This window comes from Pseudoalteromonas sp. KG3 (assembly GCF_030436385.1).
Classification (GTDB): Bacteria; Pseudomonadota; Gammaproteobacteria; order Enterobacterales; family Alteromonadaceae; genus Pseudoalteromonas; species Pseudoalteromonas prydzensis.
The window spans coordinates 799,549-820,168 of record NZ_CP098523.1 but is presented as its reverse complement, the minus strand read 5'-3'; the positions used below and the strand labels follow the sequence as shown (position 1 = coordinate 820,168).

The following is a 20,620-nucleotide window of genomic DNA, read 5'->3' as shown; positions in this document are numbered from 1 at the left end:
ATTTTAACTGATTTTACAGTATCTAGTAATGCCTAAATGAATAAAGCTTTGGTGCCCAGCTATAATTATAGCTAGTTTTACTTACTATACTTTGACGATATTCATTGCACGGCCTTAGATCCTATCGCACCTAAGCCATTAATTGTATATATATAATGAATTCTCACTATAAGCACGGTGAATGTGGTTTGTATCGTTTAACTAATTTTGGGGCACAAAAAAGGGCTGAAAATTCAGCCCTTAAAACAACAAATAAACGAAAGCTTATAGATTATCTAAAAAGCGTTCAGCGTCTAATGCAGCCATACAGCCAGTACCCGCAGAAGTGATTGCTTGACGGTAGATATGATCAGACACATCACCTGCAGCAAATACACCTGGCACACTCGTTTGTGTTGCGTTACCGTGAAGGCCTGACTCAACCACTAAGTAGCCGTCTTTCATCTCAAGTTGGCCTACAAACATGTCGGTATTTGGTTTATGGCCAATGGCAATAAATACACCAGCTAAATCAAGTTCTTCAGTGGCGTCTGAATTTGCATCTTTAATACGAATGCCGGTAACGCCCATTTGGTCACCAAGCACTTCATCAAGCGTGCGGTTGTAATGCAGTACTACATTACCGTTTGCCGCTTTTTCAGCTAAGCGATCCGCGAGGATTTTTTCACTGCGGAAACTATCACGACGGTGAATTACGTGAACTTCTTCAGCAATATTTGATAAATAAAGTGCTTCTTCAACAGCGGTATTACCACCGCCAACAACCGCTACTTTTTGACCTTTGTAGAAAAAGCCATCACAAGTAGCACAGGCTGATACGCCTCGGCCTTGGAAGTTAGTTTCAGACTCAAGACCTAAGTATTTAGCTGAAGCGCCCGTTGCGATGATCAATGCATCACACGTATATGTGCCTTGATCGCCAGTTAATGTAAATGGACGTTTAGATACATCAACAGTATGAATGTGGTCAAATACAATTTCAGTTTCAAAGCGCTCGGCATGCTCTTTCATACGATCCATTAATGCAGGACCTGTTAAACCATGAGCATCGCCCGGCCAGTTTTCAACTTCGGTTGTGGTTGTAAGTTGACCGCCTTGTTGCATACCGGTGATCAATACCGGGTTTAAGTTTGCACGCGCTGCGTAGACTGCTGCGGTGTAACCTGCAGGGCCAGATCCTAAAATTAGTAACTTACAATGTTTTACTTCACTCATGTTATTTCTATCCTAAACGTTTCAATAGCGTATTAATGCGCTCGATTTTAAGAGAAACAAGGGGGAAGTAAATAAAAGCGGCGATTATTTTTTTTTCTAAATCGCAAAGCTGTCAAATATTGTGTACTAGAATTGCGATAAGTGTACGATTTGTATGATATCTGAGCTATTAATTCAGTATTAACGAAGCGCATGACGTTAATTCATGACCAAACTGTGTTTTTTTGATATGTTTTAACTAATTTTGATTTGTGACCCTGTAAAAGGGTGACCTAAGTGAATAGGCAACTATGTTATTTTGGCAGGAAAAACCCGCGTACGGGTTGACTTCAAAAGACGTTAACGTCTTAACCAATGCACAAGAATATCGCACACATTTATTAACACTAATTGCGCAGGCTAAAACACGCATTTATATAACCACGCTTTATCTACAGGATGATGAAGCTGGGCGCGAAGTGCTCGAAGCGTTACATTTGGCGTCAGTAGCAAATCCAGCGTTAGAGGTTAAAGTGTTGGTTGACTTTCATCGTGCTCAACGCGGTTTAATTGGTGCTGCAAAGTCAGACGGAAACGCTAGCTTATATTGTGAATACCAAGAAAAGTATCAATCCAATGTACAAATATTTGGTGTACCAGTAAAAGCCAAAGAACTATTTGGTGTATTGCATTTAAAAGGCTTTGTAATTGATGACACGCTGCTTTATAGCGGCGCCAGCTTAAACAATGTGTATTTACAGTATCAAGACCGCTACCGACTAGACCGCTACTTCTTGGTCAAGCAGGCTGCGCTGTGTGATTCTATTATTAACTTTATTGAGCAAGAACTGTTGAGCTCAGAGGCCGTACCGCGTATTGATATGCGGCCGCTAACAAAGTTTAATGATATTAAAGTTGTGCAAAAACAATTGATGCGTACTTTAAAACAAGCGGGCTATGCACACAGTAATGTGCAGAATCAGCAAGCGTTAGGTGTCAGGTTATTTTTGGGGCTAGGGCGTCGTAGTAATGAGCTCAACAGGGTGATCAAATCATTATTTGATACCACAGAGCAAGAATTAGTACTTTACACCCCATACTTTAATTTCCCTGCACCGTTAATGCGCTCATTGCGACGCTTACTAAAACAAGGCAAGCAAGTAACAATTGTTGTGGGTGATAAAACCGCCAATGATTTTTACCTGCCGCCAAGTGAGCCGTTTAGTAAAATTGGCGCTTTGCCGTATCTATATGAAACGATTTTGCATAAGTTTTTAAAATCGCAAAAACGCCATATCAACAATGGTAATTTAAATGTTTATTTGTGGCAGCACGAATCTAATTCGTTTCATTTAAAAGGCATTTGTTCTGATCGCAAATACCATTTATTAAGTGGTCATAATTTAAATCCGCGCGCATGGGGTTTAGATATTGAAAACGGTATTTTATTAGAAGACCCAGAGCAAAGCTTAATGTCTGATATTGATAACGAAAGAGCTGAAATATTAAAACATTGTCGCCGCTTAAATGGCGCAGAAGATTTAGAAACCATGGATGACTATCCGCCGGCAGTTAAAAAGCTGTTAGGCCAAGCAAAGCGTGTCAAAGTCGACTTTATTATTAAACGTTTTATTTAGCGCTAAGTTAGATTCTATACAGTCAGTACTAGAAAAAGCAGCGGTTTCGCTGCTTTTTGCTTACTTTAGTACGTCAACTGTGATTTCAATATTAAAAGGGACTTATTATGTATATTGCATCCGCCGAGAAAAAAGACTATTCAACGCTAATCGAAATTTGGCAAGACGCTGTTTCGCAAACCCACGATTTTTTAAGCCAACACTATATTAATGAACTAAAATCATTGATTTTGGAGCATTACTTTGATGCTGTGACATTATATTGCTGTAAAAATCGCGATGATAAAATAGCCGGGTTTATCGGCGTTGCTAACGGCAATATTGAAATGCTGTTTGTTAAGCCGAGTTTCTTTGCGAAGGGGGTGGGCACTTTATTAATTAATTACGCGATTGATAATGTAGCGGCAACGCATGTTGATGTTAACGAGCAAAATCCCAAAGCCTATGGTTTTTATTTAAGTAAAGGGTTTGAGCAAATAGGGCGCTCAGAATTAGATGGTCAAGGAAACCAGTTTCCGCTGATACATATGCGTTTAGCAAAAGTCGCTGAGGTTGATTAAATGGAGTTAGTGATTTCAGACTCAATAACGTTAAAGCCATTAGCTATTAGTTTTGCTGAGGAACTTTATTCAGTTATCGTCGAGAGTAGGGAAAATCTGAGTCAATTTTTACCTTGGGTTGATGGCATAATAGATGTTAATACTACTAAGCAGTATATAGCTGAGCGACTACACAGCAATAAAGCGGGCGCTCAGTGGTTTGCGATATATACTCAGGAGCGCTTAAGTGGTGTATTTGGTATTAAGTACATTGATCCAGACAGAAACGTTGCTGAATGTGGTTATTGGTTAGCTGATTTTGCACGCGGGCAAGGAGTCATGACTCAAGTGCTTTTAAAACTGGTGCCATACTTAAAAAATAATCGTCACGCAAAAGCGATTGAGTTTTGTTGTTTAGAGGGAAACTTAGCCAGTATCAAAGTGGTGCAGCGCGCCGGTGCGAAGTTCAAATATTATCATCAAGAGATATCACACTTTCTTGCTAATAAGCAGCAACGTTTAGGTGTTTATGAAATAAAGCTAACGTGATCAATGTTGATGGTAAGTAATAAAAAAAGCGCAATACAATTGATATTACGCTTTATTATTCTCGCTAACTCGCTAACTCGCTAACTCGCTAACTCGCTAACTCGCTAACTCGCTAACTCGTTAAAACGTCCACTCGACGTGAAACTGCGGTACCGACTCAGTGGTGTCAGTGCCTAGCTTGTTATGCCAGTATTGCCACTCAAGGCCTAGTAGCAGGGTATTTTCTTTCATACTGATGGCGTGACCTAAATCCCAAGTAATAATAGGTTGCGCTAAGATCCACGCTTTTACGTCTTCACCAAATTCATTTTCACGTTCAGCAATATACTCAACGTGACCCGTTACGTTAAATTTTTGCGATCCAATCGAAAACGGGTAACCCCATGCTACATCTAGCATCCAACTATTTGTTTCAATCGGTGCGCCACCTCGTGCCACGCCATCGTTATCATCAATATAGGCCGTCACTAACGTTGATAGAAAGGTAAAACCAGGCGCTTGCCAGTTTACTTTTACACCGGGTAAATATTTTAATACCTTTGAATCACCGGCAGCGTTAAACCCCGCGGTGAGGCCGATATCAGCAATGGCTCCATAAGACATATCCGTGCCTGAAATTTTCGACAGGCTGAATGTTGAATACCATTCACCGTAAAAATCTTTATCTTGATAACCGTCATCAGTGGCGTCATTAATATAGTCAATAAAGAAGAAGTTATCGCCATAATCATAGGCTGATGCATGTTGCAGTGATGCGATAGTAGTGTTTGATTCTTGTCCTGTGAATGGGTTTTTAAAGTCACCATTGTTAAGGTGTAATGCTGTGTTGCTCCAGTTAGCCGCTTGGCTAGAGGTGCTTGCCAAACAAATGGCAGCGAAGATGACGGTTTTTTTCAATGTCTTATCTCAAATCTAAGGTTGTTATCTAAACATGCTTCACTTTATGACTAATTAAACTTTAATCCTAAAGGTGCAACATGCTCTAGTTCAAGACAAGATTATAGCAGATACGCGCAAAGTTAGCGTATCTGCTTAATAAATTATGCTTTATTACGACGTAAGCAGATCACCGCAATTGCAGTAAACGCTAATATAAAACAGTAGTACGATGAAGTAGACACTTGCCACGGGCTAATTTTAAATGTCGCGCCCAGTAACAGCGCTTGCGCGCCATAAGGCAATGAACCTTGAGTAACACAGGCAAATATATCCAATAGGCTAGCAGAGCGCTTGCCACTGATCTCACCGTCGTCAGCTAGCTTTTTGGCAATAGGGCCTGCAACGATGATAGACACGGTATTATTGGCAATGCACAAGTTACTGGTCATTACTAATGCGGCAATACCGAGCTGATCGGCCACTTTTCTGTGCCACTTGGCAATGACTTTAGTGATCGCTTGAATCTTTTGCGCTATGTAATCTAAGCCGCCGTTAATACGGATAAACTCAGACAAGCCGCCGATAAACATCGACAGTAAAAAGATTTCCTGCATATCAGTAAAGCCTTTGTAAATGTCTTTTACAAAGCTGGCGCCTTCATAGCTGCCAGTAAAGCCCATCAGTGCCGCAAATATTATACCGCTGAACAGCACCACAAATACATTAAAGCCCATTACCGCCAGCACTAAAATAAAGGCATAAGGCAGTACTAATAGAATATCGTAATCTTTGGTTTCTACCGCTTGCGCTGCTGGGGTTAAAAAGAATAATAAAGCAATAGTCAGCACCGCTGCTGGCAAGGCGATTTTTAAATTCTCACGGAATTTATCTTTCATTTCGCAGCCCTGTGTTCGGGTTGCAGCAATAGTGGTATCAGAAATAATTGATAAGTTATCACCAAACATGGCGCCAGACACAATCGTACCTGCCATCAACGCAGGATCAATGCCTGTTTTAATTGATACCGCATAAGCAATCGGGCCGATGGCCCCGATAGTCCCCATTGAGGTACCCATGGCGGTTGATACAACTGCAGCAATTAAAAATAAACCCGGTAGCAGCAAAGCAGGAGGAATAAGTGATAAACCGGCATTTACAACAGCGTCAACACCCCCTGTAGCGCCGGCAACGGCGGAGAAAGCACCTGCAAGTAAGTAAATTAAACACATGGTAATGATGTTATTGTGACCAGCACCTTTTATAAAGGTTTCTACACTGTGATTAATGGTGTTTTTATTAAGGATAAACGCCAGCATGATCGCCGGTAAAATCGCAACTGGGGCAGGGAGCTGATAAAAAGCGTAATCAACCCCTTGAGATTGCAGGTATAAACCCGCGCCTAAAAATAAGGCGACAAACGTAAGTAGCGGCAGCAAAGATAACTTTGCATTAGTTTTATTAAATGATGGCTGCATCATATTCCTCGTTAGATAACTCATAGACAACTAGTGCAGCAAAAACATCCTTCTTTTAGCAGCATTTAGTTGTGTGCTTATCAAAGTGATAAGTAACTCAACAGCGCCCGCAAGCCAAAGACCAAATCGGCGCAAAGAAAGAAGTTTAAATGTATAGATGGCTAAAGTCTATGGGTATCTGTTATTATTATTTTAAAAGGCGTACCTGACTATTACATGAGTTTTAGATAAAATCTAGCCAACATAAAAGCAAAGGTTAATTAAAATGAATCGAATTGGCGTATTTGGCGCGAACGGAAGAATGGGGTTAGCACTAGTTGAAGCCGCACATAAGAATAATCATGCCGAGCTCGGTGCAGCCTATGTACGTAGTAGTTCACCTTTATTAAATATTGCTGTTAATCAATTGAATAGTGCAGCCCCTCCGACTGTTAATTTCAGTGATGAGCGCAGCGTAGAGAACATTGACGTATTGATTGATTTTACATTGCCAGCAGGCATGCGTGAGCATCTAAAAACAGCTGTGGCACAAAAGATCCCCATGGTCATTGGTACAACGGGCTTAAATGACGACGATATGCAGGCATTACAAACGGCTGCTAAGCAAATTCCTATTGTGTTTGCGCGTAATTACAGTGTTGGTGTAAATCTGCTGTTGAATTTAGTACAAACTGCCGCCACTAAGTTTGGTGATGATTTAGATATTGAAATTTTTGAAGCGCATCACCGTCATAAAATTGATGCGCCATCGGGTACAGCTTTAGCCATTGGTGAAGCTATTGCACAGGCAAAAGGCTGGGATCACGATGAAGTTGCGGTGTTTGACCGTAGCAAAGTAGAAACAGAAAAATCGCAAAATGAAATCGGTTATTCGGTGCTCAGAGGCGGCGACATAGTTGGTGAACACACCGCATATTTCGCAACTTCTGGCGAAAGGCTTGAATTAACTCATAAAGCAAGTTCTCGAATGACCTTTGCGTTAGGCGCAGTAAGAGCTGCAGGCTGGTTGAAAAATAAGCCTGTAGGACTTTATGATATGCAAGATGTGCTTGACTTGAAGTAGTTTTCTTGCCTTTTTGGCGCTTTGGTGGTTTTTTTAGCTAATAGCGCTTATTTTTAGTAATTGTTGAAATAGGGTTAGACCTAAATACGAAATTACTATAGAATAGCGCCAATTTGCCAAAAATTCATAATTGCGTGTTTCCAATCGCTATAAACGGGTAGTAAAGCAAATGACTTTACTCCCGTTTTTTACTGTTAGGAGGTTAACTTGACTAAATCCGCTCTGTTAGTTCTAGAAGACGGCACAGTGTTTCGCGGTACTGCAATCGGCGCTGACGGCATGTCAGTCGGCGAAGTAGTATTCAATACGTCTATGACTGGTTATCAGGAAATCCTGACCGACCCTTCATACGCGGAACAAATCGTAACTTTGACGTACCCACATATCGGTAATACGGGTACTAACAGCGAAGACGAAGAAGCGAGTCACATTTGGGCGAAAGGCCTTGTGATCCGTGATTTGCCACTGCTAGCAAGTAATTTTCGTAACGAGCAATCGTTAGATGATTACTTAAAACAACGCAATATCTTAGGTATTGCAGATATCGATACCCGTAAATTGACTCGTATTTTGCGCGATAAAGGCGCTCAAAACGGCTGTATTATTGCAGGTGATGATATCGACGAAAGCAAAGCGCTCGCAGCTGCGCAAGCCTTCCCAGGCTTAAAAGGCATGGATTTAGCAAAAGTAGTCTCAACCAAGGAAAATTTCCAGTGGAATGAATCAAGCTGGACACTGGGTGAAGGGTTTAAAACCTTGAACGCAGAAGATGAGAAATTTCACGTTGTCGCTTATGACTTCGGTGTAAAACGTAATATTTTACGTATGCTTGTAGACCGTGGTTGTAAATTAACCGTTGTTCCTGCACAAACCTCGGCAGCCGACGTGTTAGCACTTAACCCAGATGGTATCTTTTTATCAAATGGCCCAGGTGACCCAGAGCCGTGTACATACGCGATTGAAGCAATTAAAACCTTTTTAGAAACAGAGACACCAATTTTTGGTATTTGTTTAGGTCACCAATTGTTAGCACTTGCCTCAGGTGCTAAAACAGTAAAAATGAAGTTTGGTCATCACGGTGGTAACCACCCAGTGAAAGACTTAGACCGCGATGTAGTCATGATCACTGCACAAAACCACGGTTTTGCTGCGGATGAAGCAACGCTACCGGATAACCTTCGTGCAACGCATAAATCGTTATTCGACGGTACCTTGCAAGGTATTCATCGTACTGATAAGCCGGCGTTTAGCTTCCAAGGTCACCCAGAAGCAAGCCCAGGTCCGCACGATGCAGCGCCATTATTTGATCACTTCATCGACTTGATGCAAGCACGTAACAACTAATTATACCGGAGTAACAATGCCAAAACGTACCGACATAAAAAGCATTCTTATCCTAGGCGCAGGCCCGATTGTAATCGGCCAAGCCTGTGAATTTGACTACTCTGGTGCTCAAGCGTGTAAAGCACTAAGAGAAGAAGGCTATCGAGTTATATTAGTTAACTCAAACCCTGCAACAATTATGACTGACCCTGACATGGCCGATGCGACGTACATCGAACCAATTCACTGGGAAGTTGTTGAAAAGATTATTGAAAAAGAAAAGCCAGATGCAGTACTGCCAACTATGGGTGGTCAAACTGCATTAAACTGTGCCTTAGAACTTGATAAGCACGGTGTATTGGCTAAGCACGGCGTTGAGCTCATTGGCGCAACCGCAGATGCAATCGACAAAGCAGAAAACCGTGAACGTTTCGATAAAGCGATGAAAAACATCGGTCTTGAATGTCCACGTGCTGAAATTGCTCACTCAATGGAAGAAGCCCGCGACACTATGACGCGCATTGGCTTGCCATGTATCATTCGTCCTTCTTTCACTATGGGCGGCACCGGTGGTGGTGTTGCGTATAACTTAGAAGAGTTTGAAGAGATTTGTGAACGCGGTTTAGACCTTTCTCCAACTAGCGAATTATTGATTGATGAATCACTAATTGGCTGGAAAGAATATGAGATGGAAGTTGTTCGCGACAAAAAAGACAACTGTATCATCGTTTGTTCTATTGAAAATTTTGACCCAATGGGCGTGCACACAGGGGATTCAATCACTGTGGCGCCAGCACAAACCCTAACCGACAAAGAATACCAAATCATGCGTAATGCCTCTATGGCAGTACTACGTGAAATTGGTGTTGAAACCGGTGGTTCAAACGTACAATTTGGTGTAAATCCAGTTGATGGCCGTATGGTTATCATCGAGATGAACCCTCGTGTATCACGTTCATCAGCACTTGCATCTAAAGCAACAGGCTTCCCGATTGCTAAAATCGCCGCTAAGCTTGCTGTAGGTTACACGTTAGACGAGCTACAAAATGATATCACTGGCGGTAAAACACCAGCATCTTTTGAGCCGTCAATCGATTACGTAGTAACAAAAATTCCTCGCTTTAACTTTGAAAAATTTGCCGGTGCAAACGACCGTTTAACCACGCAAATGAAATCAGTGGGCGAAGTGATGGCGATTGGTCGTAATCAACAAGAGTCACTACAAAAAGCATTGCGTGGCCTTGAAGTTGGCGCAACGGGCTTTAACCCGATTGTGGCACTTGATGACCCCAAAGCAAAAGAAAAAATCATCCGTGAATTACGTGAACCAGGTGCGGAGCGTATTTGGTACATTGCAGACGCAATGCGCCATGGTATGAGCGTTGATGATGTTTTTGAACTAACTAAGATTGACCCTTGGTACCTTGTTCAAATCGAAGACATCTTAAAAGATGAAGCGAAAATTAGCGATGTTGGCATGGCTGGTTTAAACGCAGACTTCTTACGTAAATTAAAGCGTAAAGGTTTTGCTGACCCGCGTATCGCTGAAATTGCCGGTGTTTCTGAAGCTGAAATTCGTAAAAAGCGTCACCAATTAAACATCGTGCCTGTTTACAAGCGCGTTGATACCTGCGCCGCTGAATTTAGTTCAGACACCGCTTACATGTACTCATCTTACGATGAAGAATGTGAAGCAAATCCATCAGATCGTGACAAAATCATGGTTATCGGTGGCGGTCCTAACCGTATCGGCCAAGGTATTGAATTTGATTACTGTTGTGTACACGCAGCGCTTGCACTGCGTGAAGACGGTTACGAGACTATCATGGTTAACTGTAACCCTGAGACAGTGTCTACTGACTACGATACATCAGACCGTTTATACTTCGAGCCAATTACCCTTGAAGACGTACTTGAAATCGTACGTGTTGAAAAGCCAAAAGGCGTTATCGTGCAGTACGGTGGTCAAACACCACTGAAACTTGCTCGTGAACTTGAAGCTAACGGCGTGCCAGTCATTGGTACTTCACCGGATGCCATTGATCGCGCAGAAGACCGTGAGCGTTTCCAACAACTTGTTGAGCGTTTAAACCTGCTTCAGCCTGAAAATGCAACGGTAACATCAACTGAAGAAGCGATTTTAAAATCAGCTGAAATCGGTTTCCCACTGGTTGTACGTCCGTCGTATGTACTAGGTGGTCGCGCAATGGAAATTGTTTATGACGAGCAAGACTTACGTCGTTACATGACCGAAGCAGTATCAGCATCAAATGAAGCGCCAGTATTACTTGACCGTTTCTTAGATAACGCGATTGAAGTTGACGTTGACGCAATATGCGACGGCGAGCAAGTGATCATCGGCGGTATCATGGAACACATCGAGCAAGCCGGTGTTCACTCTGGTGACTCTGCCTGTTCATTACCAGCACATTCGTTATCACAAGAAGTGCAAGACGTAATGCGTAAGCAAGTAACTGACATGGCACTTGAGCTTGGCGTAGTTGGTTTGATGAATACTCAGTTTGCTGTTAAAGATGGCAAAGTGTACTTAATCGAAGTAAACCCACGCGCTGCGCGTACTGTACCGTTTGTATCAAAAGCAACCGGTGTAGCACTTGCTAAAGTAGCGGCGCGCTGTATGGCGGGTCAATCGCTTGCAAGTCAAGGCATTACTAAAGAAGTAATTCCTCCTTACTACAGCGTGAAAGAAGTGGTACTTCCGTTTGCTAAGTTCCAAGGCGTGGATCCAATCCGTGGCCCTGAAATGCGCTCAACCGGTGAAGTAATGGGTGTAGGCGATACATTCGCTGAAGCCTTTGCAAAAGCACAATTAGGTGCAAGCAACACTTTACCACGCGGTGGCCGCGCGTTACTATCTGTGCGTAATAGCGATAAACCACGTATTGTTGAACTAGCTAAAACCATGACTGATCTTGGTTTTGAACTAGATGCAACAGGTGGCACAGCTGCAGCCCTTGAAGATGCTGGAATTGCGGTACGCCGTGTAAACAAAGTATTTGAAGGTCGCCCGCATATTCTTGATAGAATCAAAAATGGCGAGTATAGCTATATCGTTAATACCACCGAAGGTCGCCAAGCGATCGAAGATTCGAAGGTGTTACGTCGTGGTGCATTGCAACACAAGACTAACTATACGACGACGCTTAATGCGGCATTTGCTAACTGTACTGCTAACCAAGCAGACGACCGTAGCAAAGTAACGTCAGTTCAAGAACTACACCTGAGATTGAACTAAGGAAATGTGCCAAGGCCGTTATGTGCGGCCTTGGGATTAAGTGAGAAAAGTATGCAATCAATTCCGATGACAGTTCGTGGCGCTGATTTACTGCGCAAAGAGCTTAACGAATTAAAAACAGTTACCCGTCCAAAAATCGTTGCAGATATAGCTGATGCACGTGAACACGGTGACTTAAAAGAAAACGCTGAATATCATGCTGCGCGTGAGCAACAGGGTTTTTGTGAAGGCCGAATTCAAGAAATTGAAGCCAAGCTTTCAAATGTACAAATTATTGATGTAACTAAATTACCAAACACCGGTAAAGTTATTTTTGGCACTACGGTAACAATTGTAAATGTTGAAACCGATGCTGAAGTAACCTACCAAATTGTTGGTGATGATGAAGCGGATATTAAAAACCACCGTATTTCGGTTAACTCACCAATCGCTCGCGGTTTAATTGGTAAACAAGCAGACGATGCTGTGATCATTAAAACGCCAAATGGTGATGTTGAATACGAAGTTATTGAAGTGCAGTACATTTAATTACTTTACTCATTTTCACGCTTTTAAAAACCGATGCCAGCATCGGTTTTTTTATGCCTCAAACAACCTCGACATTCTTTAATAAATTGGGTACGTTAAGCTAACGTATTGATAATTTGTAGATGTTGATGACAGCCATTACTTTTCCCGATGCATTAAAAAACGGCGATAAAATCGCCATTTGTGCCTTTTCATCCGGTGTTGATAGCGCCTTCCAGACACGCCTTGAGCGCGTACTTAGCGGTTTAACACGCCGTGGTTACCAAGTAGTGGAGGGCGAATGTTTAAGGCAACAAAGCAGCCCTGCAAAACAACGCGCCGATGAGCTGATGGCTTTTTTAGTTGATGATAGCATTGCGGCAATTATGCCGCCTTGGGGTGGGGAACTTGCAATGGAAGTGCTGCCATACCTGGATTTTAATGCAATTAAACAAGCTCGCCCGAAATGGCTCGTTGGCTTTTCAGACGTTAGCACGCTTGCTTGTGTATTAACCGCACGTTGCGGCTGGGCAACATTACATTGTACCAACTTAATGCAGCTGCATCCAAACGAGCAAGATACTCACTGCTTACAAGTATTTAAAACGCTTGAGCTCGAAGCGGGTAGTGAATTTACGCAAACACCCGCGCCGTGTTATCAAGCTGATGCAATTAATTATGCCAAAGTACCTGATGCGCTATTTTCACTCACGCAACCGAGCCAATGGCGTTGTTTAAACGTCAAAGATAGCCGCGAAGTAGAGCTATCTGGGCGGTTATTTGGCGGCTGCTTAGACACCCTTGGTTTATTACTGCCATCACCCTTTGTAGCGCTGAATGAATTTAAAAAGCAATTTGCGCCGCATGGGCTGGTTTTATACTTAGAAAATGCCGAGCTTAATGCCAATGCATTAACGCGGTTTTTAATTGCGCTGAAATTGAGTGGTATTTTTAGTGATATAAATGGCCTAATTATTGGCAGAAACGGCGCAAGTAATAACCCAGAGCAACAAAGTGATTATTACCAAGCACTTGAGTTATCCCTTGGCGAATGCTTATTTCCGGTTATTATCGACGCTGATATCGGACATGTCGCACCTAATTTATGTTTAGTGAATGGTGCAACAGTAAAAATGCTCGCGAAGCTTGAAAACTCTCTGGTGTGCGATGCAAAAATAATAACGAGTTTAAATTAAAATGAACGTTCATGATTCAAATTAACAGTTCAGAAGACTTTATCCGTTTACGTCGTATAGCGCTTGCGGCTCAAGGGCTATTGAAAAATAGCCCTTTTGGTGATGGGCTAACGGGGGCAAACAAAGCCATTAGCCATATCGGCTATGTACAACTTGATAGTATTTCAGTTGTGCAGCGGGCGCATCACCATAGTTTGTATTCAAGAGTTCCTAATTACTCGCCTGATATGCTAGCAAGTATGTTAGAAAACAAAGCCATCTTTGAGTATTGGGCGCATGCAGCGGCTTTTTTGCCCATCGCAGACTTTCGTTTTTCTTTGCTCTATAAACATGCAATAAAAAGCGGGCAAACGCACTGGTATAAAAACAGCGATCGCAAGCTGATGAATGAACTGCTTACACGCATTCGTATTGATGGCCCGTTACGTTCGCGAGATATTAAAAGCAATAAGAGCAAAAGTAATGGTTGGTGGGATTGGAAGCCGGCTAAAAAAGCGCTTGAACAGTTGTATATGGAAGGGGACTTAATGGTGAGCAGCCGTGAAGGCTTCGAAAAAGTGTATGAACTCACAGAGCGCGTGCTACCAGCGGACGTTAATTTACAGATGCCAAGTTTAGCGGAATTTGCAGCGCATATTTTAGAGCAACAATTGCGGTGTCATGGGCTTGTTTCAATAAAAGGATTAACTTATTTACGACGTAATACCAAGTTAAAAGAAGCAATCAAAACACTCGTAAATACCCGATCACAGCAAGGCCTGTTAGAACAACTGCAATTTAGTAATGGGGAATCGTACTTTTTGCCAACAGGAGCATTTGAGCAGCCTCGAGTTCGTGTCAGTGAGCAGCTAAAAATTCTTTCACCTTTCGACAATAGCGTGATCCAGCGAGAGCGCTTAAAGTCACTTTTTCAGTTTAACTACCAACTAGAATGTTATGTTCCTGAGGCAAAACGCCAATATGGCTACTTTTGCTTACCGCTATTGTTTGGTGATGTATTTATTGGTCGTATGGATTGCAAAGTCCATCGCAAAACAGCCCATTTAGAGATCAAATCGTTGCATTTAGATGCTAATGAATTGGATATTACACGCGTAATCACTGCCTTTGGCGACGCAATCATTAAATTTATAGCATTCCAGCAATGTAATTCAGTGTCACTAACTCAAGTTTACCCGCAACGGCTAACAGCTGTGGTGCAGAACATATTAAAATCATTGCAGTAAAGCCACCGCAACAGTGCGTAAACGCTTAGCTATTACGCACTGGGCAGCCAAATAGATTTGGCTCAGTTAACTGTACACACTTGATTTGTATCTAAAGTTGTTTCACAGGCTTGCTGATCAGTTGATTGCCAATGTTGGATATCAGATTGCGCAGTACAACCGGCATCTTCAATAAGTAACACGTCATCCTCACACAGTAATAGCACGGCGTTTTTATCTTGAATGAAAACTTTTAACTGATAGCCCTCAAAAGGGGCAAGTATTCTTTGACTGCTGTTGATAGCGGCCATTAGCAAGGCTTGCGGAAGTGTTATAGCAGGGTCATTATCCCGAGTTCAGGCTATTTAAGGTTAATCGTATTGATTGTCATATCGAAATTAAAGAGAAAGTTTTTTAACCTAAGTTAACAGTTATTACTCGTGGTTTAATTCGGCAGTTGCTGGCAAAAACAACACACTACAAGTACAGAAAAGAGACTCTAGCTGATTACCTGGAAGACTTGTTCGGCTATTGCCCTGAATATTTAAATATTAAGTCAAAAGTGAAGTTATCATGCGATGAAATTAAGGAGAGGCAGAAAAAAGCAGCTACAGACACTGCGGTTAAAAAGCGAAGTAATTCGCAGCAGCTTGCTAAAAAAGCTGTTAAAAAAATAACCAAAGAAACGGGCAACAAACCAACTCAACAGGCTGTTGCACTTATTACCAATCTTAGTTTAAGAACAGTTAAAAGATATTGGATAACATAATGTGACAGGGCACTTAGATTGAAATTAAACAGCAAAATATGCAACAGTGGCAATACAGCTTAGAACTTTCTGGACTAGTTTCCCCGACCGCTTTGTGCCATAAGGGGACAGCCAGCAACGAGCCTGTAGAATAACTCGTTTTTAATTTATTGTTATTGATGGTTTAACCTTAGCTGAGTTGCTATTTAATTCAATCGCTTAGTAATATTCGTGTTAGATTGTCGGTTATGTAAGCATGCCAATACTAAGCGCTAAGTTTCCCTCATTTACTTCTCATTCCCTTCTCTTTGTGCAAAAAAAATTTAGTGAATTATTCACAAAGAGATTAAGAGACGCTGCGCTTAAGAGTAATACAGATTCTAGACCCAAAAGTATTTGCGCGGCTAAGGACATTACTACCTAATAACCAACGCCTATCAGCTAACTGTGGATTTAGATCATTGGGTACGCTTAAGGATAAAGAATTTACTACGGGCGGCGATGGCGCTATTTATAATGATGTATAGCGCAGTTTAATGAAATTGGAGGTCAGTGAGCGACTGGCCAAAGCATGCGGTATCACCAGTACCAAAAGTAGGCGCTTGGAAGCGAAGGCCCTTGTCGAAGCTCAAAAACAAAAGGAATTAACCTAAAGTATCCCCAAAATTAGCCTTTATATATCAATGAACTAATAGTGTTAAAAAATATGGGTAGTGAGGGAACATTCATGGTGTTTTGTGATCTTATGAATCGCTTAAAAACAACAGAACTAAACACCATGAATGCGTCTACTATTTTGCACAATATGCTCCGCGCTGTCACCCCTAACTCTATTCATAAAGCCAGATTTAATACTCTAGTCGCTGCCGTTAAATCTCTTTTGCACTGTCAGCAATGCACCTTGACATCTATTGGTCGCAATTTGGATTCAAAAACAACTGAAAAACATGATATTAAACGTATTGATCGACTACTCAATAACCACGAGCTTTTGCGTGAGTCGACATCGGTTTATGTTCGCTTAAGCCGTTTTGTGGTCACTGAAAAGCATCCCGTCATTTTGGTTGATTGGAGTCATGCAGATACACAAACCAAATACTGTATTCTGCGTGCCAGCATTGCCAGTGAAGGTCGTTCTTTGACCCTGTATCAGGAAAGTGCATTCAGTTTTCAGTATCATTGCCCAAAAGTTCAAAAACGGTTCTTAAAGATGCTCAAACTGATTTTGCCGGGTGACTGCCGGCCCGTAATTGTGACGGATGCGGGCTTTAAAGTTCCTTGGCTCAAAGCCGTGCGAAACAATGGCTGGCATTATATTAGCCGTGTTCGAGGTACGGCACATTTGAAAACGCAGGGCAGCGATGAGTTTGTTCCATGCCAGTCACTATTCAAGAGCAATCAACGTAAGAGCCAGTATCTTGGCGCGACCGAGTTGACCAAAAGTGCAAAATATCAAACTCATGCAGTGCTGGTTGGCAAGGGACATAAGTTATTAAAAAGAGATAAAAAACGTGGTTATAAGGAGCCTTGGCTACTCGTTTCTTCTCTTCCAAAGAGGCACCACTTTCTCGAAAAAGTACTCAAATTATATGGTATGAGAATGCAGATAGAAGCAGGATTTCGAGATCAAAAAAGTGTTAGGTTCGGCTTAGGCTCAGATCTGCACAGGACAAACAAACTCTATCGATTAGACATACTGTTGCTGCTTGCCACACTGGCTCATTGGTTCTCAATGATGCTGGGTGCAGTGATAGACAAAGCAGGAAAGACAGGCGCTTTTCAAGCTAATTCAACCAAAAAAAGACGAGTAGTGTCATGGGCATTTGTTGGGCTGCGATACTTCAAAAAACAGTCCATTAAACTGCGACGGCGAGATTATTTGGCAGGACTAGCCTATTTCGTACAGGTGGTAGTGCAACTCGATTGGAAAAATATGGATGTGAGTGATGTAATTGAAACTTAATGATTATTTCTGGGGATCCCTTAGGGAATTAACATTGCGCTAGGCAATAACTACTTAGTTTCACAAGGTTTAGTGTCATTGAGAGATATTTGGATCAATATTCATTACGGGAGATGAACCGCCCATTGCGGACCCGCATGATGGGTGGTGTGGGGGCTGGAGGTTAGAGACCTCCGGCTACCCGATTATGAGTTTCACAGATTACAGGCAAAGCTACTACTATTTAGATACTCAGTGTCAGATGTAGCGCAAATTAAAAAAGCGCCCAATGACTTACCTGTTTTCTTCTCGGTAACCTGCCAATCATAAATATCTGAAGCGTGAAACCCTATAGTTTTTCCATTTTTGGTTTCTTTTAATAGTCGAGGTTCGCTGATAATTACGCCAATGTAAAAATTTTCGTTTTTCTGCACATCACCCAACCACAAATATTCAACGACTTCTCCCTCAATAAATTTGAGATATACCCCATAGTGCTCATACCTGGAATTTTCTGTACTTCTTTCTTCCAAGGCGTTTAAAAATAAGTCGATATGCTGTTTAGCCTTTTCAAAGGCTTTGATAACGGTTTGATCATCTCTTTCTTTCAAGAAGAATTCATCATCTACACCTAATACAGGTAAGCATATTGGCAAAAGCATAAGCAAAAGCAATGCGAGCTTCTTCATTCTAGATTCCTGACTCATAACGCCGCAAATAAACGGCTAAAAATAGTTGGCTATAATTTGTGAGGTACGAACAAAGCCAACTGTTTTTTGTCCACACTTTTAATTTGCTTTGTTATATTGCGACTTACACAATACATTTTGGCTACGCCCATTACCATACAACTTTAACCTTTCTGTACCACCTGTTTTTTCAAAAAAACTTTGTAATGTAATTTCTTTTTGCTCGTAGCTCATTAGATGCCAAAAACCGTAAAACCCTTTGAACCAAAAGTAATAGAACACAGCTCCAACGGCTAATAATAAATATACAGATTTACCTACTTTTTGTTTGTACTTTATGCCGCAATAAAAAAACCAAATACAGCTCAATATCGCCACAATCAAAAATGCTGAAAAAGGTGTTATTACAGTATCAGAGTTACTCCAAATAGAGCTTAGACAAGTGGAGTTCCTATCTAACACCATAGAGAAAGTTAGTGTAATTTTAAAAAAGAAATACAACAAAACGGTAGTGAATACCGCATATAAAATACCGCTTTCCTTGCATTCTTTCTTATTCAACACTTGACCTTACAGAGCAATATAACAGCTTATTGAACACCATTGTGGTGGTTTATAACATACCAAAACGGCGTATATTACATACCATTGATAATTTCACTAATAATTACCTTTGTAAACAGGTAATTAAAACAGCTAAAAATTAAGCTCGTTATTTTGCACCAAAACGGCGGTTAATAATGTTATCGGACAAAATTAGGCCCCTACTCAAACAAGCAGGAATAAATTTAACTTTTTCAATGACCGTTAATCGCTCTAAGCGGACTAGAAAAAATTTCACAAAATTTATTGCCAAAAGAATCCTGGAATCAAATTTAGATTAGATCTATTTAATAAAGTTAGAGGGCTAGTGCTTTTTTAAATCATGCAATTAATAAAAAACTTTAGTCTCATTGTAACTTCAAGATACCTTAGAGAAGCCAGAGCAAATTGATGGCGTTTTAAGTTCAGGCAGAACCAGACTCAACTACTGAGTCTGGTTCGTGCTATAAATAAGCTCGTCATCATATTTTTAAATTAAAGCTGTTATTTACCTAACAAACATCCAAATACCGGCAGCTATCATAAATAAGTTTTCTGTTAGAGAGATAAACCCTAGTGGTACGTTACTGTCACCGCCTACACACGCACATTTTAACTCTCGTTTATCTATATAGACTGCTTTTATCACTGAAACAGCACCAACCCCACCTATGAATAATGAAATAGGGGCAATAATATAGGCTGGTAATCCGGCTATCATTCCAATGCCAACAAATGCTTCTAAAAATGGGTAAACATAAGCGTACCTGACTACTTTCATAGCGACTAAGTCATAGGTTATAAATGAATTAGTAAAGCTAAATAAGTCTTGAAGCTTTTGTATTGCTAACACTGCCATTGTTAGGGCTACGAACAGTTCAGCGGTTTGCATTGATAATAAGCTATTATCCGATGCAAAACTAAATGCCACACTAAGCAAAAAACTAACCGAAAAAATCGCAATCACGGGCGTGTAAGTTGTACCTTCTTGGGCTGCTTGTGGCTTATTAAAGTAATCACGTAAATCGTCGTAGCCACCTATACGTTTATTATCAATAAATGCTTGAGGTGTAGTTTCTACACTGTGTTGTTTTTTAAATTCATCTGTTTGCTCTCGAGAAGTTAAAAGCTGATCATCAACTGTATATCCCTCTCGCTCTAGTAGGTCTTTTGATTTTAAACCAAACGGACAAATATGCTCATCTGTTGCCATTCTAAAAAGTTGGGCTGATTTACTCATGCTTTACTCCTTATGTTATGCGGTTTATTTATTTGAATTGAAATCTGGAACAGCTCTTAATTGTGCTTGAGCATTGGTTTGTGCAATGCCGTTTTGCTCTATATCTTTTAGGAGCCATTGCATTTCTTTTATTTCTCGCTCTTGGGCTTCAACTATATTTGTAGCTAGCTTTTGAACGCGTTTATCTTTGATTTTTGCCCTGTCACTGGTGAGTATGGCAATTGAATGATGTGGGATCATCGCCGACATCCATGAGCTATCATCAACAGTCGCTTGTGAGCGAACTAAAAATAAACTTCCTGCAAATACGGCAACACTAGCAATGAGTACTGTTATATTTTTCTTTTTATCTTTATACATATTGAGCATGAAAAGTAGCATTATCACTGCCATCGTGGCTCCCATATAAAGCGCCATATAAGTACGAGTTTCACTAAAATAAACATGACTAAGTTGGTAGGTGTTCAAATACATCAATACAAACATGGTTATTGTAGATGTTGCTATCATTAAAAAAAATTTTGAATAGTGTGACATTGTATTGATTCTTAAAAGTTTTGTATTTTGTTTTTACATATGAGTAATCTTTACACTAT

The 20,620-nt window shown here is 41.1% G+C and carries 19 protein-coding genes; 11 read left to right on the top strand and 8 right to left on the bottom strand.

Annotation, left to right across the window (positions count from 1 at the left end):
- Window positions 1-264: 264 nt before the first annotated feature.
- Window positions 265-1,215 carry a thioredoxin-disulfide reductase gene (trxB, locus tag NDQ71_RS04020; RefSeq protein ID WP_064667012.1) on the bottom strand — a complete coding sequence of 317 codons (951 nt, stop codon included), beginning with the start codon at window positions 1,213-1,215 and terminating at the stop codon, window positions 265-267.
- Between the two features lie 290 nt (window positions 1,216-1,505).
- On the opposite strand from trxB, the gene pssA reads away from it, so the two are divergent.
- The 3 genes from pssA (at window position 1,506) to NDQ71_RS04005 (ending at window position 3,919) form a co-directional block, all read left to right on the top strand.
- On the top strand, window positions 1,506-2,831 hold the full coding sequence (pssA, locus tag NDQ71_RS04015; RefSeq protein WP_192542134.1) for a CDP-diacylglycerol--serine O-phosphatidyltransferase: 1,326 nt from the start codon (window positions 1,506-1,508) through the stop codon (window positions 2,829-2,831).
- A gap of 107 nt (window positions 2,832-2,938) precedes the next feature.
- Entirely contained in the window at window positions 2,939-3,391 is a 453-nt protein-coding gene (locus NDQ71_RS04010; protein WP_192542133.1) for a GNAT family N-acetyltransferase, read from the top strand.
- The gene (locus tag NDQ71_RS04005; RefSeq protein ID WP_301562295.1) at window positions 3,392-3,919 is read left to right on the top strand and encodes a GNAT family N-acetyltransferase; all 528 of its coding nucleotides are present in this window, start codon (window positions 3,392-3,394) and stop codon (window positions 3,917-3,919) included. It abuts the gene before it with no gap.
- 120 nt (window positions 3,920-4,039) lie between these two features.
- Here the strand turns inward: NDQ71_RS04005 and NDQ71_RS04000 are convergent, their stop codons facing one another.
- Complete coding sequence (locus NDQ71_RS04000) at window positions 4,040-4,816, bottom strand: nucleoside-binding protein (RefSeq protein ID WP_192542131.1); 777 nt, start codon at window positions 4,814-4,816, stop codon at window positions 4,040-4,042.
- A gap of 143 nt (window positions 4,817-4,959) precedes the next feature.
- Window positions 4,960-6,273 (bottom strand): Na+/H+ antiporter NhaC family protein, encoded by a 1,314-nt coding sequence (locus NDQ71_RS03995; protein WP_192542147.1) that lies wholly within the window; start codon window positions 6,271-6,273, stop codon window positions 4,960-4,962.
- A 265-nt stretch (window positions 6,274-6,538) separates the two neighbouring features.
- Between NDQ71_RS03995 and dapB the strand changes: the two genes are divergently transcribed.
- The 6 genes from dapB (at window position 6,539) to NDQ71_RS03965 (ending at window position 14,844) form a co-directional block, all read left to right on the top strand.
- Window positions 6,539-7,336, top strand: coding sequence for a 4-hydroxy-tetrahydrodipicolinate reductase (gene dapB / locus NDQ71_RS03990; RefSeq protein WP_192542130.1), 798 nt, complete (start codon window positions 6,539-6,541; stop codon window positions 7,334-7,336).
- Between the two features lie 207 nt (window positions 7,337-7,543).
- Complete coding sequence (gene carA, locus NDQ71_RS03985; protein ID WP_064667006.1) at window positions 7,544-8,680, top strand: glutamine-hydrolyzing carbamoyl-phosphate synthase small subunit; 1,137 nt, start codon at window positions 7,544-7,546, stop codon at window positions 8,678-8,680.
- A 16-nt stretch (window positions 8,681-8,696) separates the two neighbouring features.
- Window positions 8,697-11,915, top strand: a complete 3,219-nt coding sequence (carB, locus tag NDQ71_RS03980; protein WP_301562294.1) for a carbamoyl-phosphate synthase large subunit — start codon at window positions 8,697-8,699, stop codon at window positions 11,913-11,915.
- A gap of 51 nt (window positions 11,916-11,966) precedes the next feature.
- Window positions 11,967-12,443 carry a transcription elongation factor GreA gene (gene greA, locus NDQ71_RS03975; protein WP_064667004.1) on the top strand — a complete coding sequence of 159 codons (477 nt, stop codon included), beginning with the start codon at window positions 11,967-11,969 and terminating at the stop codon, window positions 12,441-12,443.
- A gap of 128 nt (window positions 12,444-12,571) precedes the next feature.
- A complete protein-coding gene (locus tag NDQ71_RS03970) occupies window positions 12,572-13,618 on the top strand; it encodes a S66 peptidase family protein (RefSeq protein WP_301562293.1) in 1,047 nt (348 codons plus the stop codon).
- Between the two features lie 11 nt (window positions 13,619-13,629).
- On the top strand, window positions 13,630-14,844 hold the full coding sequence (locus NDQ71_RS03965; protein ID WP_192542126.1) for a winged helix-turn-helix domain-containing protein: 1,215 nt from the start codon (window positions 13,630-13,632) through the stop codon (window positions 14,842-14,844).
- 62 nt (window positions 14,845-14,906) lie between these two features.
- Here the strand turns inward: NDQ71_RS03965 and NDQ71_RS03960 are convergent, their stop codons facing one another.
- Window positions 14,907-15,134 carry a hypothetical protein gene (locus NDQ71_RS03960; protein WP_192542125.1) on the bottom strand — a complete coding sequence of 76 codons (228 nt, stop codon included), beginning with the start codon at window positions 15,132-15,134 and terminating at the stop codon, window positions 14,907-14,909.
- A gap of 146 nt (window positions 15,135-15,280) precedes the next feature.
- Between NDQ71_RS03960 and NDQ71_RS03955 the strand changes: the two genes are divergently transcribed.
- Both NDQ71_RS03955 and NDQ71_RS03950 read left to right on the top strand, forming a co-directional pair.
- The gene (locus tag NDQ71_RS03955; protein WP_192542124.1) at window positions 15,281-15,592 is read left to right on the top strand and encodes a hypothetical protein; all 312 of its coding nucleotides are present in this window, start codon (window positions 15,281-15,283) and stop codon (window positions 15,590-15,592) included.
- A 724-nt stretch (window positions 15,593-16,316) separates the two neighbouring features.
- Entirely contained in the window at window positions 16,317-17,534 is a 1,218-nt protein-coding gene (locus NDQ71_RS03950) for an IS4 family transposase (RefSeq protein ID WP_301562640.1), read from the top strand.
- Between the two features lie 194 nt (window positions 17,535-17,728).
- Here the strand turns inward: NDQ71_RS03950 and NDQ71_RS03945 are convergent, their stop codons facing one another.
- The 4 genes from NDQ71_RS03945 to NDQ71_RS03930 form a co-directional block, all read right to left on the bottom strand.
- Complete coding sequence (locus NDQ71_RS03945; protein WP_192540500.1) at window positions 17,729-18,202, bottom strand: DUF2314 domain-containing protein; 474 nt, start codon at window positions 18,200-18,202, stop codon at window positions 17,729-17,731.
- 99 nt (window positions 18,203-18,301) lie between these two features.
- Window positions 18,302-18,763 carry a hypothetical protein gene (locus tag NDQ71_RS03940; RefSeq protein WP_157586705.1) on the bottom strand — a complete coding sequence of 154 codons (462 nt, stop codon included), beginning with the start codon at window positions 18,761-18,763 and terminating at the stop codon, window positions 18,302-18,304.
- 529 nt (window positions 18,764-19,292) lie between these two features.
- Window positions 19,293-20,024 carry a MauE/DoxX family redox-associated membrane protein gene (locus NDQ71_RS03935; protein WP_002963060.1) on the bottom strand — a complete coding sequence of 244 codons (732 nt, stop codon included), beginning with the start codon at window positions 20,022-20,024 and terminating at the stop codon, window positions 19,293-19,295.
- A 24-nt stretch (window positions 20,025-20,048) separates the two neighbouring features.
- Window positions 20,049-20,561 (bottom strand): DUF305 domain-containing protein, encoded by a 513-nt coding sequence (locus NDQ71_RS03930; RefSeq protein ID WP_192540501.1) that lies wholly within the window; start codon window positions 20,559-20,561, stop codon window positions 20,049-20,051.
- Window positions 20,562-20,620 lie beyond the last annotated feature (59 nt).